This window comes from Bacillus sp. JZ105, assembly GCF_053903125.1.
In genome coordinates, this window is record NZ_CP096387.1 from 539,729 (window position 1) to 559,879 (window position 20,151).

Annotated in this window: 22 protein-coding genes and 7 tRNA genes; 27 read left to right on the plus strand and 2 right to left on the minus strand. The window is 43.5% G+C overall.

The annotated features are described in order from the left end of the window. Positions 1 to 2: 2 nt before the first annotated feature. Positions 3 to 608, minus strand: coding sequence for a rhomboid family intramembrane serine protease (locus M1D81_RS02580; RefSeq protein WP_456265712.1), 606 nt, complete (start codon positions 606 to 608; stop codon positions 3 to 5). 94 nt (positions 609 to 702) lie between these two features. On the opposite strand from M1D81_RS02580, the gene acpS reads away from it, so the two are divergent. From acpS to M1D81_RS02650, 14 genes are all read left to right on the plus strand, one after another. Beyond that, positions 703 to 1,068 (plus strand): holo-ACP synthase, encoded by a 366-nt coding sequence (gene acpS / locus M1D81_RS02585; RefSeq protein WP_456265711.1) that lies wholly within the window; start codon positions 703 to 705, stop codon positions 1,066 to 1,068. 160 nt (positions 1,069 to 1,228) lie between these two features. Beyond that, the gene (locus M1D81_RS02590) at positions 1,229 to 2,245 is read left to right on the plus strand and encodes a DUF4367 domain-containing protein (RefSeq protein WP_456265710.1); all 1,017 of its coding nucleotides are present in this window, start codon (positions 1,229 to 1,231) and stop codon (positions 2,243 to 2,245) included. A gap of 137 nt (positions 2,246 to 2,382) precedes the next feature. Beyond that, complete coding sequence (gene alr / locus M1D81_RS02595; protein ID WP_456265709.1) at positions 2,383 to 3,564, plus strand: alanine racemase; 1,182 nt, start codon at positions 2,383 to 2,385, stop codon at positions 3,562 to 3,564. 294 nt (positions 3,565 to 3,858) lie between these two features. Continuing rightward, positions 3,859 to 4,140 carry a hypothetical protein gene (locus tag M1D81_RS02600; RefSeq protein ID WP_003214273.1) on the plus strand — a complete coding sequence of 94 codons (282 nt, stop codon included), beginning with the start codon at positions 3,859 to 3,861 and terminating at the stop codon, positions 4,138 to 4,140. Positions 4,141 to 4,144: 4 nt separating this feature from the next. Beyond that, complete coding sequence (gene ndoA / locus M1D81_RS02605) at positions 4,145 to 4,495, plus strand: type II toxin-antitoxin system endoribonuclease NdoA (RefSeq protein WP_024425388.1); 351 nt, start codon at positions 4,145 to 4,147, stop codon at positions 4,493 to 4,495. A 116-nt stretch (positions 4,496 to 4,611) separates the two neighbouring features. Further along, positions 4,612 to 5,442 carry an RsbT co-antagonist protein RsbRA gene (locus M1D81_RS02610; protein ID WP_025093581.1) on the plus strand — a complete coding sequence of 277 codons (831 nt, stop codon included), beginning with the start codon at positions 4,612 to 4,614 and terminating at the stop codon, positions 5,440 to 5,442. A gap of 4 nt (positions 5,443 to 5,446) precedes the next feature. Next, entirely contained in the window at positions 5,447 to 5,815 is a 369-nt protein-coding gene (rsbS, locus tag M1D81_RS02615) for an RsbT antagonist protein RsbS (RefSeq protein ID WP_003214235.1), read from the plus strand. A gap of 2 nt (positions 5,816 to 5,817) precedes the next feature. Further along, positions 5,818 to 6,219 (plus strand): anti-sigma regulatory factor, encoded by a 402-nt coding sequence (locus M1D81_RS02620; RefSeq protein WP_024425390.1) that lies wholly within the window; start codon positions 5,818 to 5,820, stop codon positions 6,217 to 6,219. A 10-nt stretch (positions 6,220 to 6,229) separates the two neighbouring features. Continuing rightward, on the plus strand, positions 6,230 to 7,237 hold the full coding sequence (locus M1D81_RS02625) for a PP2C family protein-serine/threonine phosphatase (protein WP_024425391.1): 1,008 nt from the start codon (positions 6,230 to 6,232) through the stop codon (positions 7,235 to 7,237). A gap of 59 nt (positions 7,238 to 7,296) precedes the next feature. Then, positions 7,297 to 7,626 (plus strand): anti-sigma factor antagonist, encoded by a 330-nt coding sequence (locus tag M1D81_RS02630; RefSeq protein ID WP_024425392.1) that lies wholly within the window; start codon positions 7,297 to 7,299, stop codon positions 7,624 to 7,626. After that, positions 7,623 to 8,111, plus strand: coding sequence for an anti-sigma B factor RsbW (gene rsbW, locus M1D81_RS02635; protein ID WP_024425393.1), 489 nt, complete (start codon positions 7,623 to 7,625; stop codon positions 8,109 to 8,111). The genes M1D81_RS02630 and rsbW overlap by 4 nt, the downstream gene beginning before the upstream one ends. Further along, on the plus strand, positions 8,077 to 8,865 hold the full coding sequence (gene sigB / locus M1D81_RS02640; protein ID WP_024427378.1) for an RNA polymerase sigma factor SigB: 789 nt from the start codon (positions 8,077 to 8,079) through the stop codon (positions 8,863 to 8,865). The genes rsbW and sigB overlap by 35 nt, the downstream gene beginning before the upstream one ends. After that, positions 8,865 to 9,464 carry a PP2C family serine/threonine-protein phosphatase gene (locus M1D81_RS02645; protein ID WP_456265708.1) on the plus strand — a complete coding sequence of 200 codons (600 nt, stop codon included), beginning with the start codon at positions 8,865 to 8,867 and terminating at the stop codon, positions 9,462 to 9,464. The genes sigB and M1D81_RS02645 overlap by 1 nt, the downstream gene beginning before the upstream one ends. Before the next feature lie 76 nt (positions 9,465 to 9,540). Continuing rightward, positions 9,541 to 11,700 carry a Tex family protein gene (locus tag M1D81_RS02650; protein WP_456265707.1) on the plus strand — a complete coding sequence of 720 codons (2,160 nt, stop codon included), beginning with the start codon at positions 9,541 to 9,543 and terminating at the stop codon, positions 11,698 to 11,700. Between the two features lie 19 nt (positions 11,701 to 11,719). On the opposite strand, the gene cmpA is transcribed toward M1D81_RS02650, so the two are convergent. After that, positions 11,720 to 11,854, minus strand: coding sequence for a cortex morphogenetic protein CmpA (gene cmpA, locus M1D81_RS02655; protein ID WP_008346893.1), 135 nt, complete (start codon positions 11,852 to 11,854; stop codon positions 11,720 to 11,722). A 99-nt stretch (positions 11,855 to 11,953) separates the two neighbouring features. On the opposite strand from cmpA, the gene M1D81_RS02660 reads away from it, so the two are divergent. The 13 genes from M1D81_RS02660 (at position 11,954) to M1D81_RS02720 (ending at position 20,054) form a co-directional block, all read left to right on the plus strand. Further along, positions 11,954 to 12,427, plus strand: coding sequence for a SprT family protein (locus M1D81_RS02660; protein ID WP_456265706.1), 474 nt, complete (start codon positions 11,954 to 11,956; stop codon positions 12,425 to 12,427). A 199-nt stretch (positions 12,428 to 12,626) separates the two neighbouring features. Continuing rightward, complete coding sequence (locus M1D81_RS02665; protein ID WP_456265705.1) at positions 12,627 to 13,604, plus strand: thiamine pyrophosphate-dependent dehydrogenase E1 component subunit alpha; 978 nt, start codon at positions 12,627 to 12,629, stop codon at positions 13,602 to 13,604. A gap of 19 nt (positions 13,605 to 13,623) precedes the next feature. Continuing rightward, positions 13,624 to 14,661 carry an alpha-ketoacid dehydrogenase subunit beta gene (locus M1D81_RS02670; RefSeq protein ID WP_456265704.1) on the plus strand — a complete coding sequence of 346 codons (1,038 nt, stop codon included), beginning with the start codon at positions 13,624 to 13,626 and terminating at the stop codon, positions 14,659 to 14,661. Positions 14,662 to 14,678: 17 nt separating this feature from the next. Continuing rightward, positions 14,679 to 15,809, plus strand: a complete 1,131-nt coding sequence (locus tag M1D81_RS02675; RefSeq protein ID WP_456265703.1) for a dihydrolipoamide acetyltransferase family protein — start codon at positions 14,679 to 14,681, stop codon at positions 15,807 to 15,809. Between the two features lie 16 nt (positions 15,810 to 15,825). Beyond that, positions 15,826 to 17,205, plus strand: a complete 1,380-nt coding sequence (lpdA, locus tag M1D81_RS02680; RefSeq protein WP_456265702.1) for a dihydrolipoyl dehydrogenase — start codon at positions 15,826 to 15,828, stop codon at positions 17,203 to 17,205. Positions 17,206 to 17,308: 103 nt separating this feature from the next. Beyond that, complete coding sequence (locus tag M1D81_RS02685; RefSeq protein WP_456265701.1) at positions 17,309 to 19,156, plus strand: sigma-54-dependent Fis family transcriptional regulator; 1,848 nt, start codon at positions 17,309 to 17,311, stop codon at positions 19,154 to 19,156. 223 nt (positions 19,157 to 19,379) lie between these two features. Continuing rightward, positions 19,380 to 19,454, plus strand: a tRNA-Asn gene (locus M1D81_RS02690). 4 nt (positions 19,455 to 19,458) lie between these two features. Beyond that, positions 19,459 to 19,549, plus strand: a tRNA-Ser gene (locus M1D81_RS02695). A gap of 9 nt (positions 19,550 to 19,558) precedes the next feature. Beyond that, a tRNA-Glu gene (locus tag M1D81_RS02700) sits at positions 19,559 to 19,630 on the plus strand. A 20-nt stretch (positions 19,631 to 19,650) separates the two neighbouring features. Then, positions 19,651 to 19,725 (plus strand) — tRNA-Gln (locus M1D81_RS02705). Positions 19,726 to 19,756: 31 nt separating this feature from the next. Further along, positions 19,757 to 19,832 (plus strand) — tRNA-Lys (locus M1D81_RS02710). Positions 19,833 to 19,839: 7 nt separating this feature from the next. Further along, positions 19,840 to 19,922: transfer RNA gene (locus M1D81_RS02715), tRNA-Leu, on the plus strand. A gap of 48 nt (positions 19,923 to 19,970) precedes the next feature. Continuing rightward, positions 19,971 to 20,054: transfer RNA gene (locus M1D81_RS02720), tRNA-Leu, on the plus strand. Positions 20,055 to 20,151 lie beyond the last annotated feature (97 nt).

Here is a 20,151-nt window from a genome sequence, read left to right on the forward strand (position 1 = left end):
GATCAATATCGTCTTTTTTTCGAATGGAAAAGCAGCGTAATCGGTGCTAGAAGCATACCGCCGATCAATCCAAATAAGTGAGCCATGATATTGATGTTCGAATTGACGAACGTCATGATGACAGAAACAGCAAGAATCGTTAAAATCACTTGTGAATTCCCGCGGTCCATCATGTGCGGTTTAAACAGGACAAGGTATAGATAAACCCCAAACAAACCAAAGATCGCACCAGAAGCGCCAACATGTACATACTCTAAAGGCTCCACCCAATAGGTTCCGAGATTGCCAATGAATCCTGCACCAAGATAAATGATCAGAAATCGAACCTTCCCAAGCAAATGTTCAAGCGCTGGGGCGAATAAGAAAAGGGACATGGAATTAAATAAAATATGTGTGAGACTTCCGTGAAGAAAAATAGGTGTAACGAGCCGCCACCATTCCCCAGCCGCTACACCATAATTGAAACCGACGAGATGATCCTGTCCAAGCTGTATCATAGGGATAGGAACCGCAAATATAAGCCACAGGCCCATTTGTAAAGCAAGGATCGCTGTTACGATTGGATACGATCTAATAAATTGTTGAAAGCTCTCCGTTCGAATAAACATAACAAACCCCTTTTGACTAGATAATGGTAAGTTTATAGTAACACGTTTATGAAGCGAACACTTAAATTAGTACGAGTATCATAGGAGGGACCTCATGATCAAAGGAATAGGCATTGATATTGTAGAGATCGACCGTCTTTCGCGAGTGCTCAAAAGACAGCCTCGTTTACCGGAACGCATTTTAACTTTAAGTGAACAGGACGTCTTTCGTACACTCAGTGAAAAAAGACAGCTGGAATTTTTGGCAGGGCGCTTTGCGGCAAAGGAAGCTTTCGCTAAAGCATACGGAACGGGAATCGGTCAGCATTTAAGCTTTCATGACATAGACATTCAAAAAGACGATAAGGGAAAACCCTTCATCAAAAGCAAGAAAGCGGAGGGAGATCAGATTCATGTGTCCATTACCCATACAAAGGAATATGCTGCCGCACAAGTTTTAATTGAAAGGTTGTCAAGCTAGTCTGCATATTGTTTGTCCCCCCTTCATATATTGGGTAGTGCGATAAGGAAGGGCGAGTTGCTAACAGGCTTTGATGGTTCGCGGTACGCAGTTAACTCTTGAGGCGTACTGTTAAAGTCAAACAAGCGGTTTCTTCCTTTTAACACAATTAACGAAGGGGTTGAAAAGGGTGAGAAAAAGCTTTGTTTTGCTTGTAACGGGAATCCTTTTTGTACTGATTCTCTCCGCATGCGGTCAAAAATCTCAGCAGGATATCGTTGGAGATTTAAACAAAAAGGCAGAGGAAATGACATCATACAAAGCCAAAGCAAAAATGACCATTGAGACAGGAAATGATCCGCAGGAGTACCAGGTAGAAATTTGGTACAAAAAGCCGGAGCTTTACCGTGTCTATTTAGAAAATCCGAAAAAGGATCAGAGTCAAGTCATTTTAAGAAATGGCAATGGTGTATTTGTGCTGACACCTTCATTGAACAAGAGCTTCCGTTTCCATAGTGATTGGCCGAATAATAGCAGTCAGGTCTATTTATTCGAATCCCTTGTGAAGGACATTAAAAATGACAGTGCAGCTCAGTTCAAAGCGAAAGAGTCAAAGTATGTGTTCGAAACGAAGACCAATTATCAGCACAACCAAATGCTGCCTACCCAAGAGATTACCTTTCATAAGAAAACAATGGCGCCTGCCAGTGTGAAAGTGCTGGATAGCGACAAAAAGCCAATGGTGAAAGTGGAATTCTCTCACTTTGAATTCAATAAATCCTTTGACAAAGATGCATTTGATGAGAAGAAAAACATGACACTCTCTCAAATGGATGTTGCCACAAGTGCAGACCCATCTGACAGCTTTGCGGTGAAAACACCAGTTGATATGCCAGAAGGCGTGAAGAAGATGGAAGAGAAAGAAATGACGACAGATGCTGGGAAGCGTTATGTGATTACGTACGGCGGCAAGAAATCCTTCACACTTATCCAGGAAAAAGCGCGAGTAGCTGAAGCGTCTACGCCTGTTACGATGAACGGTGAGCCGGTCGATCTTGGTATGACAGTAGGGGTTCTGACAGATCAATCCCTCTCATGGACATCTGGCGGAGTTGACTACTTAATTTCCTCAAGTGATCTATCGAAAGAAGAGCTTTTGATGGTCGCAAAGAGTGTAGAAGGCCAGTCAGCTAAATAAATGAGGTTCTCAGGCGGAAATGATAAATGAAGCATCAGCCCTGTGCAAGGGCTGATTTTCTTTGATTTATTTCACATTATTCTTGATTTTTAGTATCATATGAAGGGATTGAATCATTCAATAGGGAAGTGTGACTGATGGACACAAATGCCTTTTATAGAGACACATGGGCAGAAATTAATTTAACAGCAATCAAGCACAATGTTTCACATATGAAAGATCATATCGGTCAAAATGTTCAACTGATGGCTGTTGTGAAAGCCAATGCATATGGACATGGAGATATAGAAGTGGCAAGAGCTGCCCTCAACGCTGGAGCAGACTTGTTAGCTGTAGCCTTTTTAGATGAGGCCATTTCTTTAAGAAATCAAGGCATTAAAGCACCGATTCTTGTACTCGGCGCAGTACCGCCGGAGTATGTCAAAACCGCCGTTCGATACAATGTGATCATGACCGCTTACTCCACCAGGTGGCTGAGGGAAGTCGCCGATATGGTGAAAGGGCAGATGGGACAACCCATTCGTTTTCATTTGAAAATAGACAGCGGAATGAACCGTTTAGGTGTGAAAACGTTGGAGCAAGTCAGCGAAGTAAAGAAGCTTGTCAGCGAGAATTCTTATTTACAGCTGGAAGGTGTATTTACTCACTTTGCGACCGCGGATGAAAAGGATGAGAACTATTTTGATCGGCAGTTTGACACCTTTGAAACCCTGCTTCAGCCGCTTCATACGGAAAAGCTGCTCGTTCATTGTGCCAATAGTGCAGCAGGTTTAAGGTTTAAAGAAGTGTTGTTTAATATGGTTCGCTTCGGCATCAGTATGTACGGGCTGTCACCATCAGAGGAAATCAAAGATGAACTTCCTTTCAAGCTGGAAGAAGCCATGTCTCTTCATACAAAGCTTGCCCATGTGAAGCTCATTCAAAAGGGTGAGAGTGTCAGCTACGGGGCGACGTATACAGCTAATCAAGATACATGGATCGGTACGGTACCAGTCGGCTATGCAGACGGGTGGATCCGGAAGCTGGCAGGAACGGAAGTACTTGTTGGCGGAAAGCGCCGGAAGATTGCCGGAAGGGTATGTATGGATCAATTCATGGTTGACCTGAAAGAGAACCTTCCAGCAGGGGAGCCAGTCGTTTTGATTGGTGGACAAGGTGAAGAAATGGTATCAGTCGATGAAATTGCAAAAAGGCTTGAAACCATTAACTATGAAGTCACTTGCTCCATTGGCCACCGCGTCCCAAGAGTATATATAGAGGACGGGAAAAGGGTACATGTGCGGAATCCGCTGCTGCAAGGCGGGTCAAGCTTTTTCTAAACAGCATTCACAGGAACGATCGTCAAACTGACATCGTTCTTTTTTATTCTACAAAGCAGGGGTAAACATTCTCCCTTTTTTAGAGATTTTGGAAATACCGTATGATTTTCGGAAAAAAGCGTATAATGTGAAAGAGGAACTCCATTATCATCTTTGATTTACGGGTGAACAGCCGCTTCATGTTCTAATAAGAAATCATGAAAAAACAGCTTTGCTTGCGCATTGAATAATGGTATGATTAGTCTTGGAATGGATCGAAACGGTATCCGTAAGTTTTGTGGAGGTGTATGTTTTTTGTCTGAATCCAGCGCAACAAACGAAATGAAGATTCGACTACCGGAGGCTTTGATGTCTGAAATCGAACGAGTAGCAGAGCAGGATAAGGTAACAAGAAATGAATTGATCTACCGAGCGACAAAAACGTATATTCGTGAACGTAATATTCGACAAAATCGTGAATCGATGAGACGCGGCTACATGGAGATGGCGAAAATTAATCTGAATATCTCTTCAGAGGCACAATACGCAGAATTTGAGGCTGAGAATACAGTTGAGCGATTAGTCAGCGGGGGTTAAACATTTGATTGTTAAACGCGGTGATGTTTACTTTGCTGATTTATCTCCTGTTGTTGGCTCCGAGCAGGGCGGGGTTCGCCCAGTATTGGTGATTCAAAATGACATTGGAAATCGCTTCAGCCCGACTGCTATCGTTGCAGCCATAACAGCCCAAATACAAAAAGCGAAATTACCGACTCACGTCGAAATTGATGCAAAGCGCTACGGCTTTGAGCGAGATTCTGTCATTCTCTTGGAGCAGATTCGTACAATCGACAAACAAAGATTGACAGATAAAATCACACATCTTGATGACGAGATGATGGAGAAGGTTGATGAAGCCTTACAAGTTAGTTTGGCTCTTATTGATTTTTAATATGGTGAGATTTGGTTGCTCTCTTGGGAGCAACTTTTTTTTGTGTTCAATTTTTATTAACGTTATAATGAAGAAAGACTAAAAGAAGTGCTGTTTATGTACGTAGGGGGTAAAACATGTCGAATCATATCGTGTTAGCTTTTGCAAGAGAGCATCGAGAGGAATTACAAAAAGAGTGGACGGACATTTTTAGACGACTCGGAGAAAAGGAAACGGACATGATGCTGAACGACAATATGTATGAAACCATCTGTTCGGAATATGTTCATTTAATCATTACATCTCTTTCAGAAGGGTATGCTGAAGATTTTGAAGAAAAAGTGCAAACTTTTGCTTTAAAAATTGTTCAAATGGGTATATCACTTAAGTTACTGGCAAATGGTCTAACAGAAATCCGTTCACATTTATATCAAAAAATGAACAATGACAAAGATACAACAGAAGAAAGTCATGACCTCATCTGGCAAATTGATCGCTTCATCACGCCTATTCATAACGAGATCTTAAACCAGTATTCCATCTCATGGGAGAAAACAGTCAACCTTCAAAAAATCGCGCTGCAGGAACTTTCTGCCCCGCTGATCCCAGTATTTGAGCACATTACCGTCATGCCGCTTGTTGGAACAATTGACACAGAACGTGCCAAAAAAATTATGGAGAATCTGCTCAACGGTGTCGTCAAACATCGTTCACAAGTCGTCTTAATTGATATTACGGGTGTACCTGTCGTTGATACAATGGTGGCGCATCATATCATTCAAGCATCAGAGGCTGTGAGATTAGTAGGTGCGAAGTGCTTGCTTGTCGGTATTCGTCCAGAAATAGCCCAAACCATTGTGAACCTTGGAATTGATTTATCTCAAGTTACAACAAAGAATACCCTTCAAAAAGGAATTCAAACTGCTTTGGAAATGACAAATCGAAAAATTGTTTCATTGGAGGGATAACCCAGTGAGAAATCACCCGAAGATTCCAATCTTAAAACTATATAACTGTCTTCTGATTTCGATACAGTGGGAGCTTGATGATCAAACAGCTCTCCACTTTCAAGAAGACTTGCTGAATAAAATTCATGAAACAGGAGCAAACGGTGTTGTCATTGACCTCACATCCGTTGACATGATTGATTCCTTTATTGCAAAGGTATTAGGTGATGTGATCACGATGTCCAAGCTCATGGGGGCAAAAGTTGTATTAACAGGAATACAGCCGGCAGTCGCTGTGACGCTGATTGAACTTGGAATATCGCTTGAAGAAATTCAGACAGCACTAGATCTTGAACAAGGGCTTGAGACACTGAAGCGGGAATTGGGGGAATAGATATGAAAGACCAATCCTGTGTAAGAATATTGACGGAATGGGACATAGTCGCAGCAAGACAATTGGGGCGCAATGTTGCAAAAGAACTTGGATTTGGTACAGTTGACCAAGCAAGAATTACGACGGCCATTTCAGAATTAGCTCGAAACATTTATTTATACGCTGGTAAAGGTCAGATTTGTATAGATGAAGTGATGGAGCGCGGAAAGCGTGGACTCAAAGTTATCGCAGCCGATGAGGGGCCAGGTATCATGGATATACGTAAAGTAATGGAAGACGGATTTTCAACATCAGGCGGACTCGGAGCAGGTCTTCCGGGCGTCAGACGACTGATGGATGAATTTAAATTAGATTCTGCACCAGAACAAGGAACGGAGATACAAGCTGTTAAGTGGCTTCGCTAGGAGGGAAACCATGGATTTTAAGGAGGTAATGGAGCAGCGGTACCATCAGCTGCTCAGTCGTTATATCAGTGATTTAACTGAAACATCGCTTTATCAAGCTCAAAAATTTAGCCGTAAAACCATTGAGCATCAAATACCTCCTGAAGAAATAGTGAGTGTTCACCGAAAAGTGATTCAGGAGCTTTACCCTGATTTGCCGGAAGATGTTTTTCATTCACTAGACTTCTTAATTGAAGTCATGATTGGGTACGGACTTGCCTACCAAGAACATTTAACACTCAGAGGCATCCAGCAAGAAATAAAATCTGAAATCGAAATAGCTGCAAATGTGCAGCAAACCCTTCTGGAAACGAAAATTCCAGAAGGAGATACCTTTGATATTGGTGCAATTAGTGTACCGGCAAAACAGATGAGTGGAGATTATTACCACTTTGTGACGGATCACGATACAATCAATATCGCGATCGCAGATGTCATTGGAAAGGGAATCCCAGCTGCGCTCTGTATGTCGATGATTAAATATGCGATGGATTCCTTGCCAGAGTCAGGGAGCGGCCCAACAAAGGTGCTGAAAACCCTGAATCGTGTTGTCGAGCAAAACGTAGACCCGAGTATGTTTATCACGATGTTCTATGGCAGCTATAATAAAGAAACGCATGAGTTTAAATACGCATCGGCTGGTCATGAGCCGGGCTTTTTCTATTGCAAAAAAGAGAACACATTTTACGATTTAGATGCAAAAGGGCTTGTTCTTGGGATCGCACCAGACTTTGACTACAGACAGTACGAGAAGCATTTGGACGCAGGAGACATGGTGATTTTATTCTCTGATGGGGTCACAGAATCCAAGTCAGAGGATGGTTTCTTAGAGCGGGAGGACATCAAAACACTCATATCTGAGCACCTATCATACTCAGCTCAAGAAATGGTGGATGCCATCTACGCCAGCTTACTCAAACTGCAGGATTTTCAGCTGCACGATGACTTTACTTTACTTGTTCTCAAAAGAAAGGTTTAGAAAGTGAACATGCGGGTATATAAAACTTTAGGAAACAAGAATTTCGAGGTGAATGCATAATGAATATGTCTGTAAAAGAGCATCAAATAGATCAAAAAACGAAAATCAGTGTCAGCGGAGAAATTGATGTGTACTCCGCTCCTGAGCTAAGAGAAACGCTCATGCCTAAAGCTGAGGCGGGAGAGCATCTTGAAATCTGTCTAAAGGATGTTACGTATATGGATAGTACAGGGTTAGGTGTATTCGTTGGGCTGTTTAAAGCGGCTCAAAAAGCAGGTGGAACGTTAAAGCTTGAGAACTTGTCAGAACGGCTTGTAAGGTTGTTTGAAATCACTGGGTTAAAGGACATCATTGACATTTCTGCAAAGTCAGAGGGTGGGGTACAATGAACGAATCAGTAGATCTAATCGAGATGAAAATACCGGCAAAACCAGAATATGTAGGCATCATTCGTTTGACTCTGTCAGGCGTAGCGAGCCGGATGGGCTATGCCTATGAAGAGATTGAGGACTTAAAAATTGCCGTCAGTGAGGCCTGTACAAATGCAGTTCAGCATGCCTACAAAGGTGAAGACGGCGAAGATGGAGAGGTGGCTGTTCGCTTTCTTGTCTACGAGGATCGTCTAGAAATCATTGTCGCTGACAAAGGCGGTAGCTTTGACTTTAAGCAAAAACAGGAAGACCTCGGACCGTACACATCTGCTCATACGGTGGATCAATTGGCAGAAGGAGGTCTTGGTTTATACTTAATGCAAACATTGATGGATGAAGTCGAGGTGCAAGCAAACTCCGGAGTTACCGTGGCGATGACAAAGTTTTTAAACAGGGAGCGAGTTGACCATGACACAACCATCCAAAACTATGAAACTAACTAAAGATGAAGTAGACCGCCTTATCCAAAGCTATCAAACCAATCAAGACGAGCAGGCGCAGCTGACGCTGGTCGAATGCTATACAAATCTGGTTGATATGCTGGCGAAAAAATATTCTAAAGGAAAAAGCTTTCATGAGGACCTCAGACAAGTTGGAATGATTGGTTTACTTGGCGCCATTAAAAGATACGACCCGCTCGTCGGTAAATCATTTGAAGCCTTTGCCATTCCAACCATCATCGGGGAAATCAAACGCTTTTTACGAGATAAGACATGGAGTGTCCATGTACCAAGGCGGATTAAAGAGCTTGGACCAAGAATCAAAATGGCAGTTGATCATTTGACAACCGAGACACAGAAATCACCTAAAGTCCAAGAAATAGCAGAATACTTAGATGTAACAGAAGAAGAAGTACTTGAAACCATGGAGATGGGCAAAAGCTATCAAGCGCTGTCTGTTGACCAAGGTGTAGAGGCTGATTCTGAAGGAAGTACGGTGACGATTCTAGACGTTGTCGGCTCACAGGAAGAGGGCTACGAACGTGTGAATCAAAAAATGATGCTTGAGAGTGTGCTTCATGTGCTGTCGGATAGAGAAAAAGAGATTATCAATCTGACTTACTTGCAAAATAAGAGTCAGAAAGAGACAGGCGATTTACTTGGCATATCCCAAATGCATGTATCGAGACTTCAGCGGAAGGCAGTGAAAAAACTGCGAGATGCATTATCAGAAGATGCGTCTATGGAGCTAGGGTAATGAAACAGATTGAACAGCATGAGCATGTAAACGCCATTATCTATCAATCGAATAAAGAAGGAAAACCATGCTGCGGGGACAGTTTTTTTATTAAAGCAGATGATGAAGAACTAATTTGTGCTGTAGCAGACGGATTAGGCAGCGGCCAGTACGCCAATGAATCATCTTCTTTAGTCAGCGAAATTGTCGAAGAATATGGACATGAGGATGTGGCGGCCCTCATCGACAGATGCAATCAGGCTATGAAAAATAAACGCGGGGCCACTGTGGCCATATTAAAGGTGAATTTTTCCCAGCAGCAATTTACCTATTGTTCGGTTGGTAATATTCGGTTTATCTTGAATGCACCTTCTGGCGACTATATTTATCCACTTCCGACATCAGGATACTTATCAGGGAAACCTAGAAAATATAAAACATACACCTATTCCTACGAAAAAGGATCGATATTCATTATGTATTCAGACGGACTGAATGTGCCAAACATGCGCATGTGTTTAAAGCATGGACATTCAGTTGAAGACATCGCCAAACAGCTTGAAACATACACACAAGACAAAAAGGACGATCTCACCTATATACTTGGTCAGCTTACGTAAAATAGCTGACCTTTTTTCTGTTTTGCCGGTTTTTTTGATACACTAAAAGAGAAGACACAGTGAGAGGATGCAAAGTATGAAGACATCTGACTTTTTATTGAAACAAATTGCGACAGAATTAAAGCTTTCAACAAAACAAATTGAAAGTGTGATCAAGCTTTTAGAGGATGGCAACACCGTCCCGTTTATTGCCCGTTACCGGAAAGAGCAGACAGGCTCACTGGATGAGGTGCAAATTCAAACCATTTCAGAGCGCTATACATATATCCAAAATGTCACGAACCGAAAAGAAGAAGTCATTCGCTTAATTGCTGAACAAGACAAACTGACTGATGAATTAAAACAGAAAATTGAACAAGCTCATAAACTGCAAGAGGTCGAAGATTTATACCGGCCATTCAAACAAAAGCGCAAAACAAAGGCAAATGTAGCCAAAGCAAAAGGGCTGGAGCCGCTGGCGGAATATTTACTCACGCTGCCAAGCGATCAGATCGAGAAGAAAGCAGCTGCTTTTATTAACGAAGAAAAAGAAGTGACAAATGTAGAAGAGGCACTTGAGGGTGCGCAGCACATCATTGCTGAACAGCTGGCAGATGATCCTGATATGCGAAAATGGATTCGCAGTGAAACGTACCAAAAGGGCAGTCTTGTCACATCAGGAAAAGACGTCGAAAGCGATGAGAAAAACGTCTATGAAATGTATTACGATTATCAAGAGCCAATCAAAAAGATTGTCCCGCACCGTGTACTAGCGGTCAACCGCGGGGAGAAAGAAGGCATTTTAAAGGCAGCTATCGAACCACCTGCTGAAAATATTCGCTTTTATCTCGACAAACAAGTTCTAAAAGGCAAACAGACGACGGCGAGACCGTTGATTGAAGCGGCAATCGATGATGCATATAAACGCCTCATTCAGCCTTCCATCGAACGAGAAATACGAAAAGAGCTGACAGAAAAAGCAGAGGAACAAGCAATTCATATTTTTGCTGAAAACTTAAGAAAACTGCTGCTTCAGCCGCCGATGAAAGGGAAACGTGTACTTGGAGTCGACCCCGCATTTCGGACAGGCTGTAAATTAGCTGTCGTGGATGATACAGGCAAAGTCCATCATATTGGCGTCATTTACCCGCATCCGCCCGTGCAGAAAAAAGCGGAAGCGAAACAAAAAGTCAAAGAGATCATTCAATCATCAAACATTGAAGTGATTGCGATTGGAAACGGAACAGCCTCAAGAGAGACAGAACAATTCATTGCAGACTTGATTCAAGAGCTGGATCAGCCGGTGTCTTATTTGATTGTGAATGAAGCTGGAGCAAGTGTTTATTCCGCATCAGCGCTGGCACGAGAAGAGTTTCCAGATCTGCAAGTCGAAGAGCGAAGCGCCATCTCAATCGCTAGAAGATTACAAGATCCTTTAGCAGAGCTCGTGAAAATTGATCCGAAGTCTGTCGGTGTGGGCCAATACCAGCATGATGTCAGCCAGAAGCAATTAAACAGCTCGTTAACCTTTGTGGTAGAAACAGTCGTCAACCAAGTTGGTGTAAACGTCAATACCGCCTCACAGGCGCTGCTGCAATATGTATCAGGCCTTTCAAAAGCCGTCGCAGGGAATATCATCAAGCGCCGCGAAGAGATTGGGAGATTCACAAGCAGAAAAGAATTGAAGGATATCCCAAGGCTCGGTGCTAAGACATATGAGCAGTGTATCGGTTTCCTTCGCATTACAGATGGACAAGACCCGCTTGATCGTACAGGTATTCACCCTGAGAGCTATAAAGAAACAAAACAGTTTTTACGCATGATCAACATGACGCCAGACGATCTTGGCACAGAGCAGTTAAAAGAGAAAATGGCTGAAGTGAAACTGGACGAAGCAGCCCAGCAGCTGGACATTGGGACAATTACACTTCAAGATATCATTGATCAGCTGACAAGACCTGAGCGTGATCCGCGGGATGAAGTGCCAAAACCGCTGCTCAAAACAGATGTGCTGAAATTGGAGGACTTGAAGCAAGGAATGGAGCTGCAAGGAACAGTGAGAAATGTTGTAGACTTCGGCGCATTTGTTGATATTGGCGTAAAGCAGGATGGGCTTGTGCATATTTCTAAACTAAGCAATCGTTTTGTGAAGCATCCGCTTGACGTTGTATCAGTTGGTGACATTGTGACCGTATGGGTGGACTCTGTTGACCAGGCAAAAGGCCGCGTTGCCCTCTCCATGCTGAAACCAGAGTAACAAAAAAACGAGGCGCACCTTAGGATGGGGTGTGCCTTGATGTGACTGAATGTTTTTTTCTATAGAAGTACCAGCATTGATTCAGCAATTTGATTTGATAATGATTTTTCTCATAAAATGCCTTCTGCATCTGATTTTTCAGCCAGTTGGGCATCGCCCATTCCTCCTTTGATCGAAACAGTGGATGTACCTTCAATGTATGCATAGGGGAAATTGTCCCGTTCGAGGTTTTTATAGAAAGGAACGATCTTGATTGAACGAGAGAGAGTTACAGCAGTTAACAGAGCACATTTCCCAGCAGTTCTTTGGCAAGGCATTCCGCCATCAGGCTGTTTTTAATGACCGGTTAAAAACGACAGGCGGGCGATATTTACTTGGTACACACAACATCGAACTGAACCGCCGATACCTAGAGGAGCATGGTCGAGAAGAATTAATTGGGATCATCAAGCATGAGCTGTGTCATTATCATCTGCATCTTGAGGGAAAAGGCTATCAGCATCGCGACCGTGATTTTAAAGCCTTATTAAAAAAAGTAGGAGCCCCGCGTTTTTGTACACCGCTAAAGACCATGCAAAATAAGCGCCGTGCGGAGAAACGCCATGAATATATTTGCACAGGATGCGGCCGGTCTTTTATAAGGAAAAGACGGTTTGATACCTCTCGTTATGTATGCGGCGTCTGCAAAGGGAAATTAAAGTGGCTGCGCACAACCGATTCATTGTGATAAGCATTCCTCTATGGGGATGCTTTTTTTGTTCCGATAGATGTGTGGACATATTGAGACAAAAAGAGACGCATGTCTCATTTTGTCTCTTTTTTCATCGGTATGATTCGTTCAAAACCTAAGTGTTCATGCGTCGTCATGTTGGCACGATTTTTGCTTGTATAGAAGTGCAAGCAAAAAAGATAGGAGGTTTTACCAAATGGAAATGGCATTGACTAAAGAAAAAGCCGTATGGATGTATCAAAAAATGCAGGAAATCCGCCAATTTGAAGACCGGGTGCACACGCTTTTTACAAAAGGAATCTTGCCGGGGTTTGTCCATCTTTATGCTGGCGAAGAAGCTGTTGCCGTAGGAGTCTGTGCTCATCTGAATGAAAAAGACAGTATTACGAGTACACACCGGGGCCACGGCCACTGTATAGCGAAGGGCTGTGACCTAAAAGGAATGATGGCAGAAATCTATGGGAAAGCAACAGGTCTCTGTAAAGGCAAAGGCGGATCCATGCACATTGCAGATTTTGATAAAGGAATGCTTGGTGCCAACGGAATTGTTGGAGGGGGCTTTCCTCTTGCGTGCGGGGCAGCCCTCACAGCTAAATATAAAAAGACAGAAAATGTAAGCGTTTGCTTTTTTGGGGATGGTGCAAACAATCAAGGGACTTTCCACGAAGGAATCAATCTCGCGGCCATCTGGAAACTGCCCGTCATTTTCATTGCAGAAAACAATGGGTACGGGGAAGCGACACCATTTTCCTATGCTTCAAGCTGCAAATCAATCGTAGATCGAGCCGCCGGTTATGACATTCCTGGGATTCAGGTAGATGGAAAAGATGTGATGGCCGTTTATCAAGCCGCAGAACAAGCAATTGAACGAGCAAAAAATGGAGAAGGTCCGACATTAATTGAATGCATGACATATCGGAATTATGGCCATTTCGAAGGAGACGCCCAGCGTTACAAAACAAATCAAGAAAAAACAGAACATCAAGAAGAGAGGGATGCGATCGCTCTTTTTAAAAATGAATTGATCAAGCAGCAGCTGCTGACGAATGGAGAGCTATCAAATATTGAAGCGGCTGTAGCAGAAGCGATAGATGAAGCCGTTACATTCAGTGAAGAAAGTAATTATCCAGATCAGACCGAATTATTGACCGACGTGTATGTTTCGTATCAATAAATCAAAGGGGGAGAGGAAAATGACAAGAGAAATCAGCATGTCTAGTGCATTAAATGAAGCGATTAAACTTGCCATGAGAAGAGACGAGGATGTCATTTTAATGGGGGAAGATGTGGCTGGAGGTGCTCATGTCGATCACTTACAAGATGATGAAGCATGGGGCGGTGTGCTTGGTGTAACGAAAGGAATCGTTCAGGAGTTTGGACGTGAGCGAGTTCTTGACACACCGATTAGTGAAGCTGGCTATGTAGGTGCGGCCATGGCAGCAGCTTCCACAGGGCTAAGACCAATTGCAGAACTCATGTTTAATGATTTTATCGGCACCTGTCTGGATCAAGTGCTGAATCAAGGAGCAAAATTCCGATATATGTTTGGCGGAAAAGCAGAGGTACCGATCACGATCAGAACGACACATGGGGCGGGTTTTAGAGCAGCTGCTCAGCATTCGCAAAGCTTGTATGCGCTATTTACAAGCATCCCTGGATTGAAAGTAGTGGTGCCTTCTTCACCATACGATGCCAAAGGATTGCTGCTGGCAGCCATCGAGGATCAGGACCCTGTCATCTTTTTTGAAGACAAAACGCTTTACAATATCACAGGAGATGTTCCAGAGCGATACTACACGCTGCCGCTTGGCAAAGCAGATGTGAAAAGAGAAGGCTCAGATGTGACCATTTTTGCAGTAGGCAAACAAGTTCATACAGCACTCGAAGCGGCCGAGCAATTAGCTGCCCAAGGAATTGAAGCAGAGGTGATTGATCCAAGAAGCTTGTCACCGCTCGATGAAGAGGCCATTCTAGCTTCAGTAGAAAAAACAAATCGGCTTGTCATTGTGGATGAAGCAAATCCAAGGTGCGGAATTGCCGCTGATATTTCTTCTCTGGTTGCGGATAAAGGGTTCGATTTACTTGACGCTCCAATCAAAAAAGTGACGGCTCCTCATACACCGGTTCCGTTTTCACCACCGCTTGAAGATATCTATTTGCCGACACCTGATAAGGTTGTGAACACCGTATTAGAGATGGTTGGAAAGAGTCATGACAAGATCTTGAACTAAAGAAAGGAGAGAGGGAGATGGCTGTCGAGGTTGTGATGCCGAAATTGGGCATGTCAATGAAAGAAGGAACGGTATCTGTCTGGAATAAAGAGATCGGAGAGACTGTAAATAAAGGGGAAAGCATTGCAAGCATCAACTCTGAAAAAATTGAAATGGAGATCGAATCACCTGCAGAAGGAACCATATTGGATATAAAAGTGCCTGAGGGAGAAGGTGTACCGCCTGGCACGGTCATCTGCTATATCGGTGAAGGAAATGAACAGGTCGAGGAAAAGAAAGAAAAAGACCTGCCGCCAAAACAAAAGAAAGAGAGAAAGAAAATCTCCCCTGTGGCACGTAAGATTGCTCAAAGCGCTAATCTGGATATTCATACACTAGTGGGAACAGGTCCAGATGGGAGAATCACGAAAGCGGATGTGCTTCGAGCACTTCCTGATGAAAAAGAAAAACAACAAAAAGAACCAAAGCATCAGCCAGTCAGCATGATGCGGAAAACCATTGCCTCGCGAATGATGGAAAGCCTGCAAACAAGTGCACAATTAACAATTACGATGAAAGCGGATGTGACAAAGCTGACAGCATTACAGTCTGAGTTGAACGAAACAGCCGCAGGACGACACGATATGAAATTAACCATGACCGATTTTGTAGCCAAAGCAGTGGTTCTTTCCCTGCTAGAGCATCCTGCAATGAACAGTCAATATCAGAATGATAGAGTCGAAACTTTTGAGTATGTTCATCTTGGAATCGCTGCTGCTTTAGATCACGGTCTGGCAGTGCCTGTTATTCAGCACGCGGAAAAACTTTCACTTATTGAGCTGGCGAAGAGCATCAAATCGTATGGCAAAAAAGCACGTGAAGGCAAACTTCTCCACGATGAAATTGAAGGCTCTACCTTTACAATCACTAACCTAGGCGCCTATGGTGTGGAACATTTTACACCGATTTTGAATCCGCCGGAAGCAGGTATTCTTGGCGTTGGCAAAGCGGATCACATGCCTGTATATCATGGGAATGAATTATGTAAAGGGACGATCCTGCCACTCAGTCTGACATTTGACCATCGCGTGCTGGACGGGGCTCCGGCATCACAATTTTTATCAACTGTTAAAACGTATTTAGAAAAACCAGTATCCATTCTTTTATAGGAAGAAGGTGAAATGAATGACGCTTGTCATTATAGGAGGCGGGCCAGCAGGATATGTGGCGGCAATAACAGCCGCCCGTTTTGACAGAGAGGTTGTACTAATCGACCAAGGCCTGTTAGGAGGTACTTGCCTGAATGAAGGCTGTATTCCAACGAAAGCACTTTTGCAAAGCGCTGATATGTACGAGCATGTGAAATCAGCTGGACATTTTGGAATTGAGCTTCCAGGGAAGGAACCTGTCATTCATTGGGATGCCGTTCAAAGGCGGAAGCGGTCAGTCGTCAAGCAGCTGACTGATGGCGTTCGTTATTTGATGAATAAAAACAAAATCAGCGTGTTAAATGGGAAGGCATCATTTCTTTCAGCACATGAGCTATTGATAGAAAGTGAAGGGAAATCTGAAATCATCCAGGCAAAACAAATCATTATTGCTTCAGGATCAGAACCTGCTGCTTTACCTTTCGCCCCATTTGACAGAGAGTGGATCATTGATAGTAAGGATGCGATGACGCTCCCTTCAATACCAGATTCGCTTTGTATCATTGGTGGAGGGGTGATCGGCTGTGAGTTTGCAAGCATCTTTAGCCGAATGGGATCAAAGGTTGTCATGGTGGAACAGGCAGCACACATTTTACCTGAAGAAGATCACGATACGGCTAAATGTCTTCACGATCAGCTTCAAAAAGCAGGTGTGGAGATTTTGACATCAACCGTAGTCAAACAGCTTGATGCAATTTCAAAAAAAGTGGTCATTGAGAAGGATCATGGGGAGCGCTGTGACATCCAGTCTGATCATTGTTTAGTCGCCATTGGCAGAAAGCCGAGGCTGGGAGAGCTGAATCTTGAGCAGATCGGCATTGAATTTGACAGGAACGGCATCTGCGTGAATGAGCATATGCAAACCAATCTCCCGCATATCTATGCGTGCGGTGATGTGACAGGCGGCGTTCAGCTTGCTCATGCTGCTTTTCATGAAGGAACGATTGCGGCATCACATGCATCAGGTGAAGATGTAAAGGTCAATGAACAAGTGATTCCAAGGTGCATCTACACGTCTCCAGAAATCGCTAGTGTCGGTTTAAATGAAGAGAATGCTAGAAAACAATATGGGGAGATTCGGATAGGGAAATTCGCATTTTCTGCAAATGGAAAAGCATTAATTTTAAATCAGCCAGCTGGTCAAGTAAAGGTCATTGTCGAACCGCAATATCAAGAAATTTTAGGTGTATCCATTATCGGGCCGAATGCAACAGAACTGATTGGACAAGCGGCGGTGATGATGCATACAGAGCTGACAGCTGATACATTAGAGCAGTTTATTGCGGCACATCCGACACTCTCTGAGGCGATACACGAAGCCTTGCTGCAAACAAATGGACGAGCGGTGCACTGCTGATAGAGAAACTTTCTATCCGAATGACTTCCTGGGTCAGCCAATAATTGAAAGCGCTTTTATAATTATCTATAATGGATAAAAAGCCCCCAGAGGAGAGGATGGAATGAATCCGACGCCTTGTTATTTAAATACTTGGAAACGTTTTGTTCATGAAGGTTTGCTTGATAGGTCTCGCCTGGATAAGAGAGTGATGGAGTCATGGCACAGATGTAAACAGGCAAATGTGAACCCGTATTTAGATAAAGGACAGTCGTTGTTAGAAAAGGAATTATTCAGTGTTCAAAAAAAGAAGTACTCACTATTTCTAAATGCCGCTCTTCCTTACTTAAATAAAATCAGTCAGCAATTAAAAGAATCTGACATGATGGCTTTACTCATTGATGCAGATGGTTATGTGCTAAGTCTGACAGGAAGCCAAAGGACCCTGGTAGAAGCGAAAAAAATAAATTTTATGGAGGGGGCGCGCTGGACCGAAGCTGATGTGGGGACGAACGCTATTGGAACGGCACTGGTCATTGGGGAGGCAGTAGCGATCAACGGAACGGAGCATTTTTCAGTCGCTTCCCACCATTGGAGTTGTTCAGCGGCCCCTATTCGTGATACAGACGGCACGATCATAGGAGTCATTGATATCTCCTGTATGGCGGATCAAAGGCATCCTTTTATGCTTGGGATGGCTTCAACAGTTGCATATGCCATAGAGAGAGAAATTCAGGTCCAGCAAAAAAGGAAAGAGATGGAGCTGATCAGTCATTGTCTCCAGCAAGTAGAAGCGGACGAGCCTTATGTTGTCTGTAATGAGAAAAAGCAGATTGTTTCGGCAAGCAAACCGATAAGAGACCGATTTTCAGACTGGTACGGAATGGATGTTGAGCTGCTCATGGCTGATACATTTGTTACACGGGACAAGCGGATCATTCAGTCAGAACAAGACGGAAAGCTGCTTGGGATGTCTTTTTCTCTTGAAGAAGCAGCGAAGAGCAATATAACCGTTTCTTTTGCTCAATTTCCCGGGGAATCTGGAACAAGTACGGCATTTCAGCAAACGCTCAGCGAATTGAAACGAGCGGCACAAACAGATGCAAATGTCTATATTTGGGGAGAAACAGGTACAGGGAAAGAACTGGCCGCTCGAGCGATTCACTTAGCTAGTGAAAGACATAAAGGACCGTTTATTGCCGTTAATTGTGGAGCCATACCCGAAAGCCTGTTAGAAAGCGAACTATTTGGTTATGCTGAAGGGGCTTTTACAGGGGCCAAACGTTATGGAGCAAAGGGGAAATTTGAACAGGCGCATAAAGGAACACTCTTTTTAGACGAAATAGGCGAAATCCCTTATGCGATGCAAGTGGCACTTCTTAGGGTCATTGAAGAAAGGAAAGTCGTACCGCTCGGCGGGACACACGAAATCCCTTTGGATATTAGAATCATTACAGCGACACACCGGAATATGAACGAACTGCTGAAAGAAGGAAAAATACGTGAAGATTTGTATTACCGTCTTCATGTCTATCCAATCAACATCCCGCCGCTTAGAGAAAGAAAAGAAGACATTGTTGATTTATATCGTTATTATCAAAAGAAGCACCAATGGAATGCGGCATTTCCTGAATCTTTTTTTCGTAAGCTGGAAGCGTACCATTGGCCAGGAAACATACGAGAGCTTTTTAATCTGTTTGAACATATAAGGGTACTGTTTCCTAAAGGAGGATGGATTGGTGAATCGCAATATGCGGCAGTATTAGAGACGATGGATCAGAAAAAGCAGAAGCTCCATCTACCAGAGTATACCGAGAACCCAAAAGAACTCACGCTAAGGGAACGCATTCAAAAGCAAACGGTGATAGAAGCACTGCACAAAACGAAAGGTCATGTGTCAGAAGCTGCGAGGTCAGCAGGGGTGCCTAGAAGCACCTTTTACAAGTGGATGCGAAAGTATAAGCTGTCATGAACTCATAGGGAGCGCAGCAGTAAGGAGGCCTTGGTCTTTCAATTAGAGGTCGGGGTCTTTCTGTCATGTCTAAACAGAAAACAAAAAGGAAGGAAGAAAGGCTTGACTGTTATATTAGTATATGTTAAATTATAAAAGCCGTCGCTAATGAGACAGGAATGAAACACTTAAAAATTCTTGACACATTTTTCTGGCATAGATATAATGAAACATGTCTTATTATTCCGCAGTAGCTCAGTGGTAGAGCTATCGGCTGTTAACCGATCGGTCGTAGGTTCGAATCCTACCTGCGGAGCCATAATGGAGAAGTACTCAAGTGGCTGAAGAGGCGCCCCTGCTAAGGGTGTAGGTCGTGTAAGCGGCGCGAGGGTTCAAATCCCTCCTTCTCCGCCATTATTGTATGGCCCGTTGGTCAAGCGGTTAAGACACCGCCCTTTCACGGCGGTAACACGGGTTCGAATCCCGTACGGGTCATGTTTTGTTTTTTGATTCGTTGGGCTATAGCCAAGCGGTAAGGCAACGGACTTTGACTCCGTCATGCGTTGGTTCGAATCCAGCTAGCCCAGCCATTTTTTATATATGTTTTTCTGCATAGCAGATGAGCCATTAGCTCAGTTGGTAGAGCATCTGACTTTTAATCAGAGGGTCGAAGGTTCGAGTCCTTCATGGCTCACCATTGTCATGCGGGTGTGGCGGAATTGGCAGACGCGCTAGACTTAGGATCTAGTGTCTTTATGACGTGGGGGTTCAAGTCCCTTCACCCGCATTGTTTTTTCAAACAGTGCACTTATGAATATATGAGCACATCATACACGCGGTCGTGGCGGAATGGCAGACGCGCTAGGTTGAGGGCCTAGTGGGTGAATAACCCGTGGAGGTTCAAGTCCTCTCGGCCGCATCAATGATACCAAGGGTTTATAGACCTTTGGTATTTTTATTTATTTATAGTATTTCACGTAAATGCCCAAAACGTGCCCACTTACTTTATCTAAGTG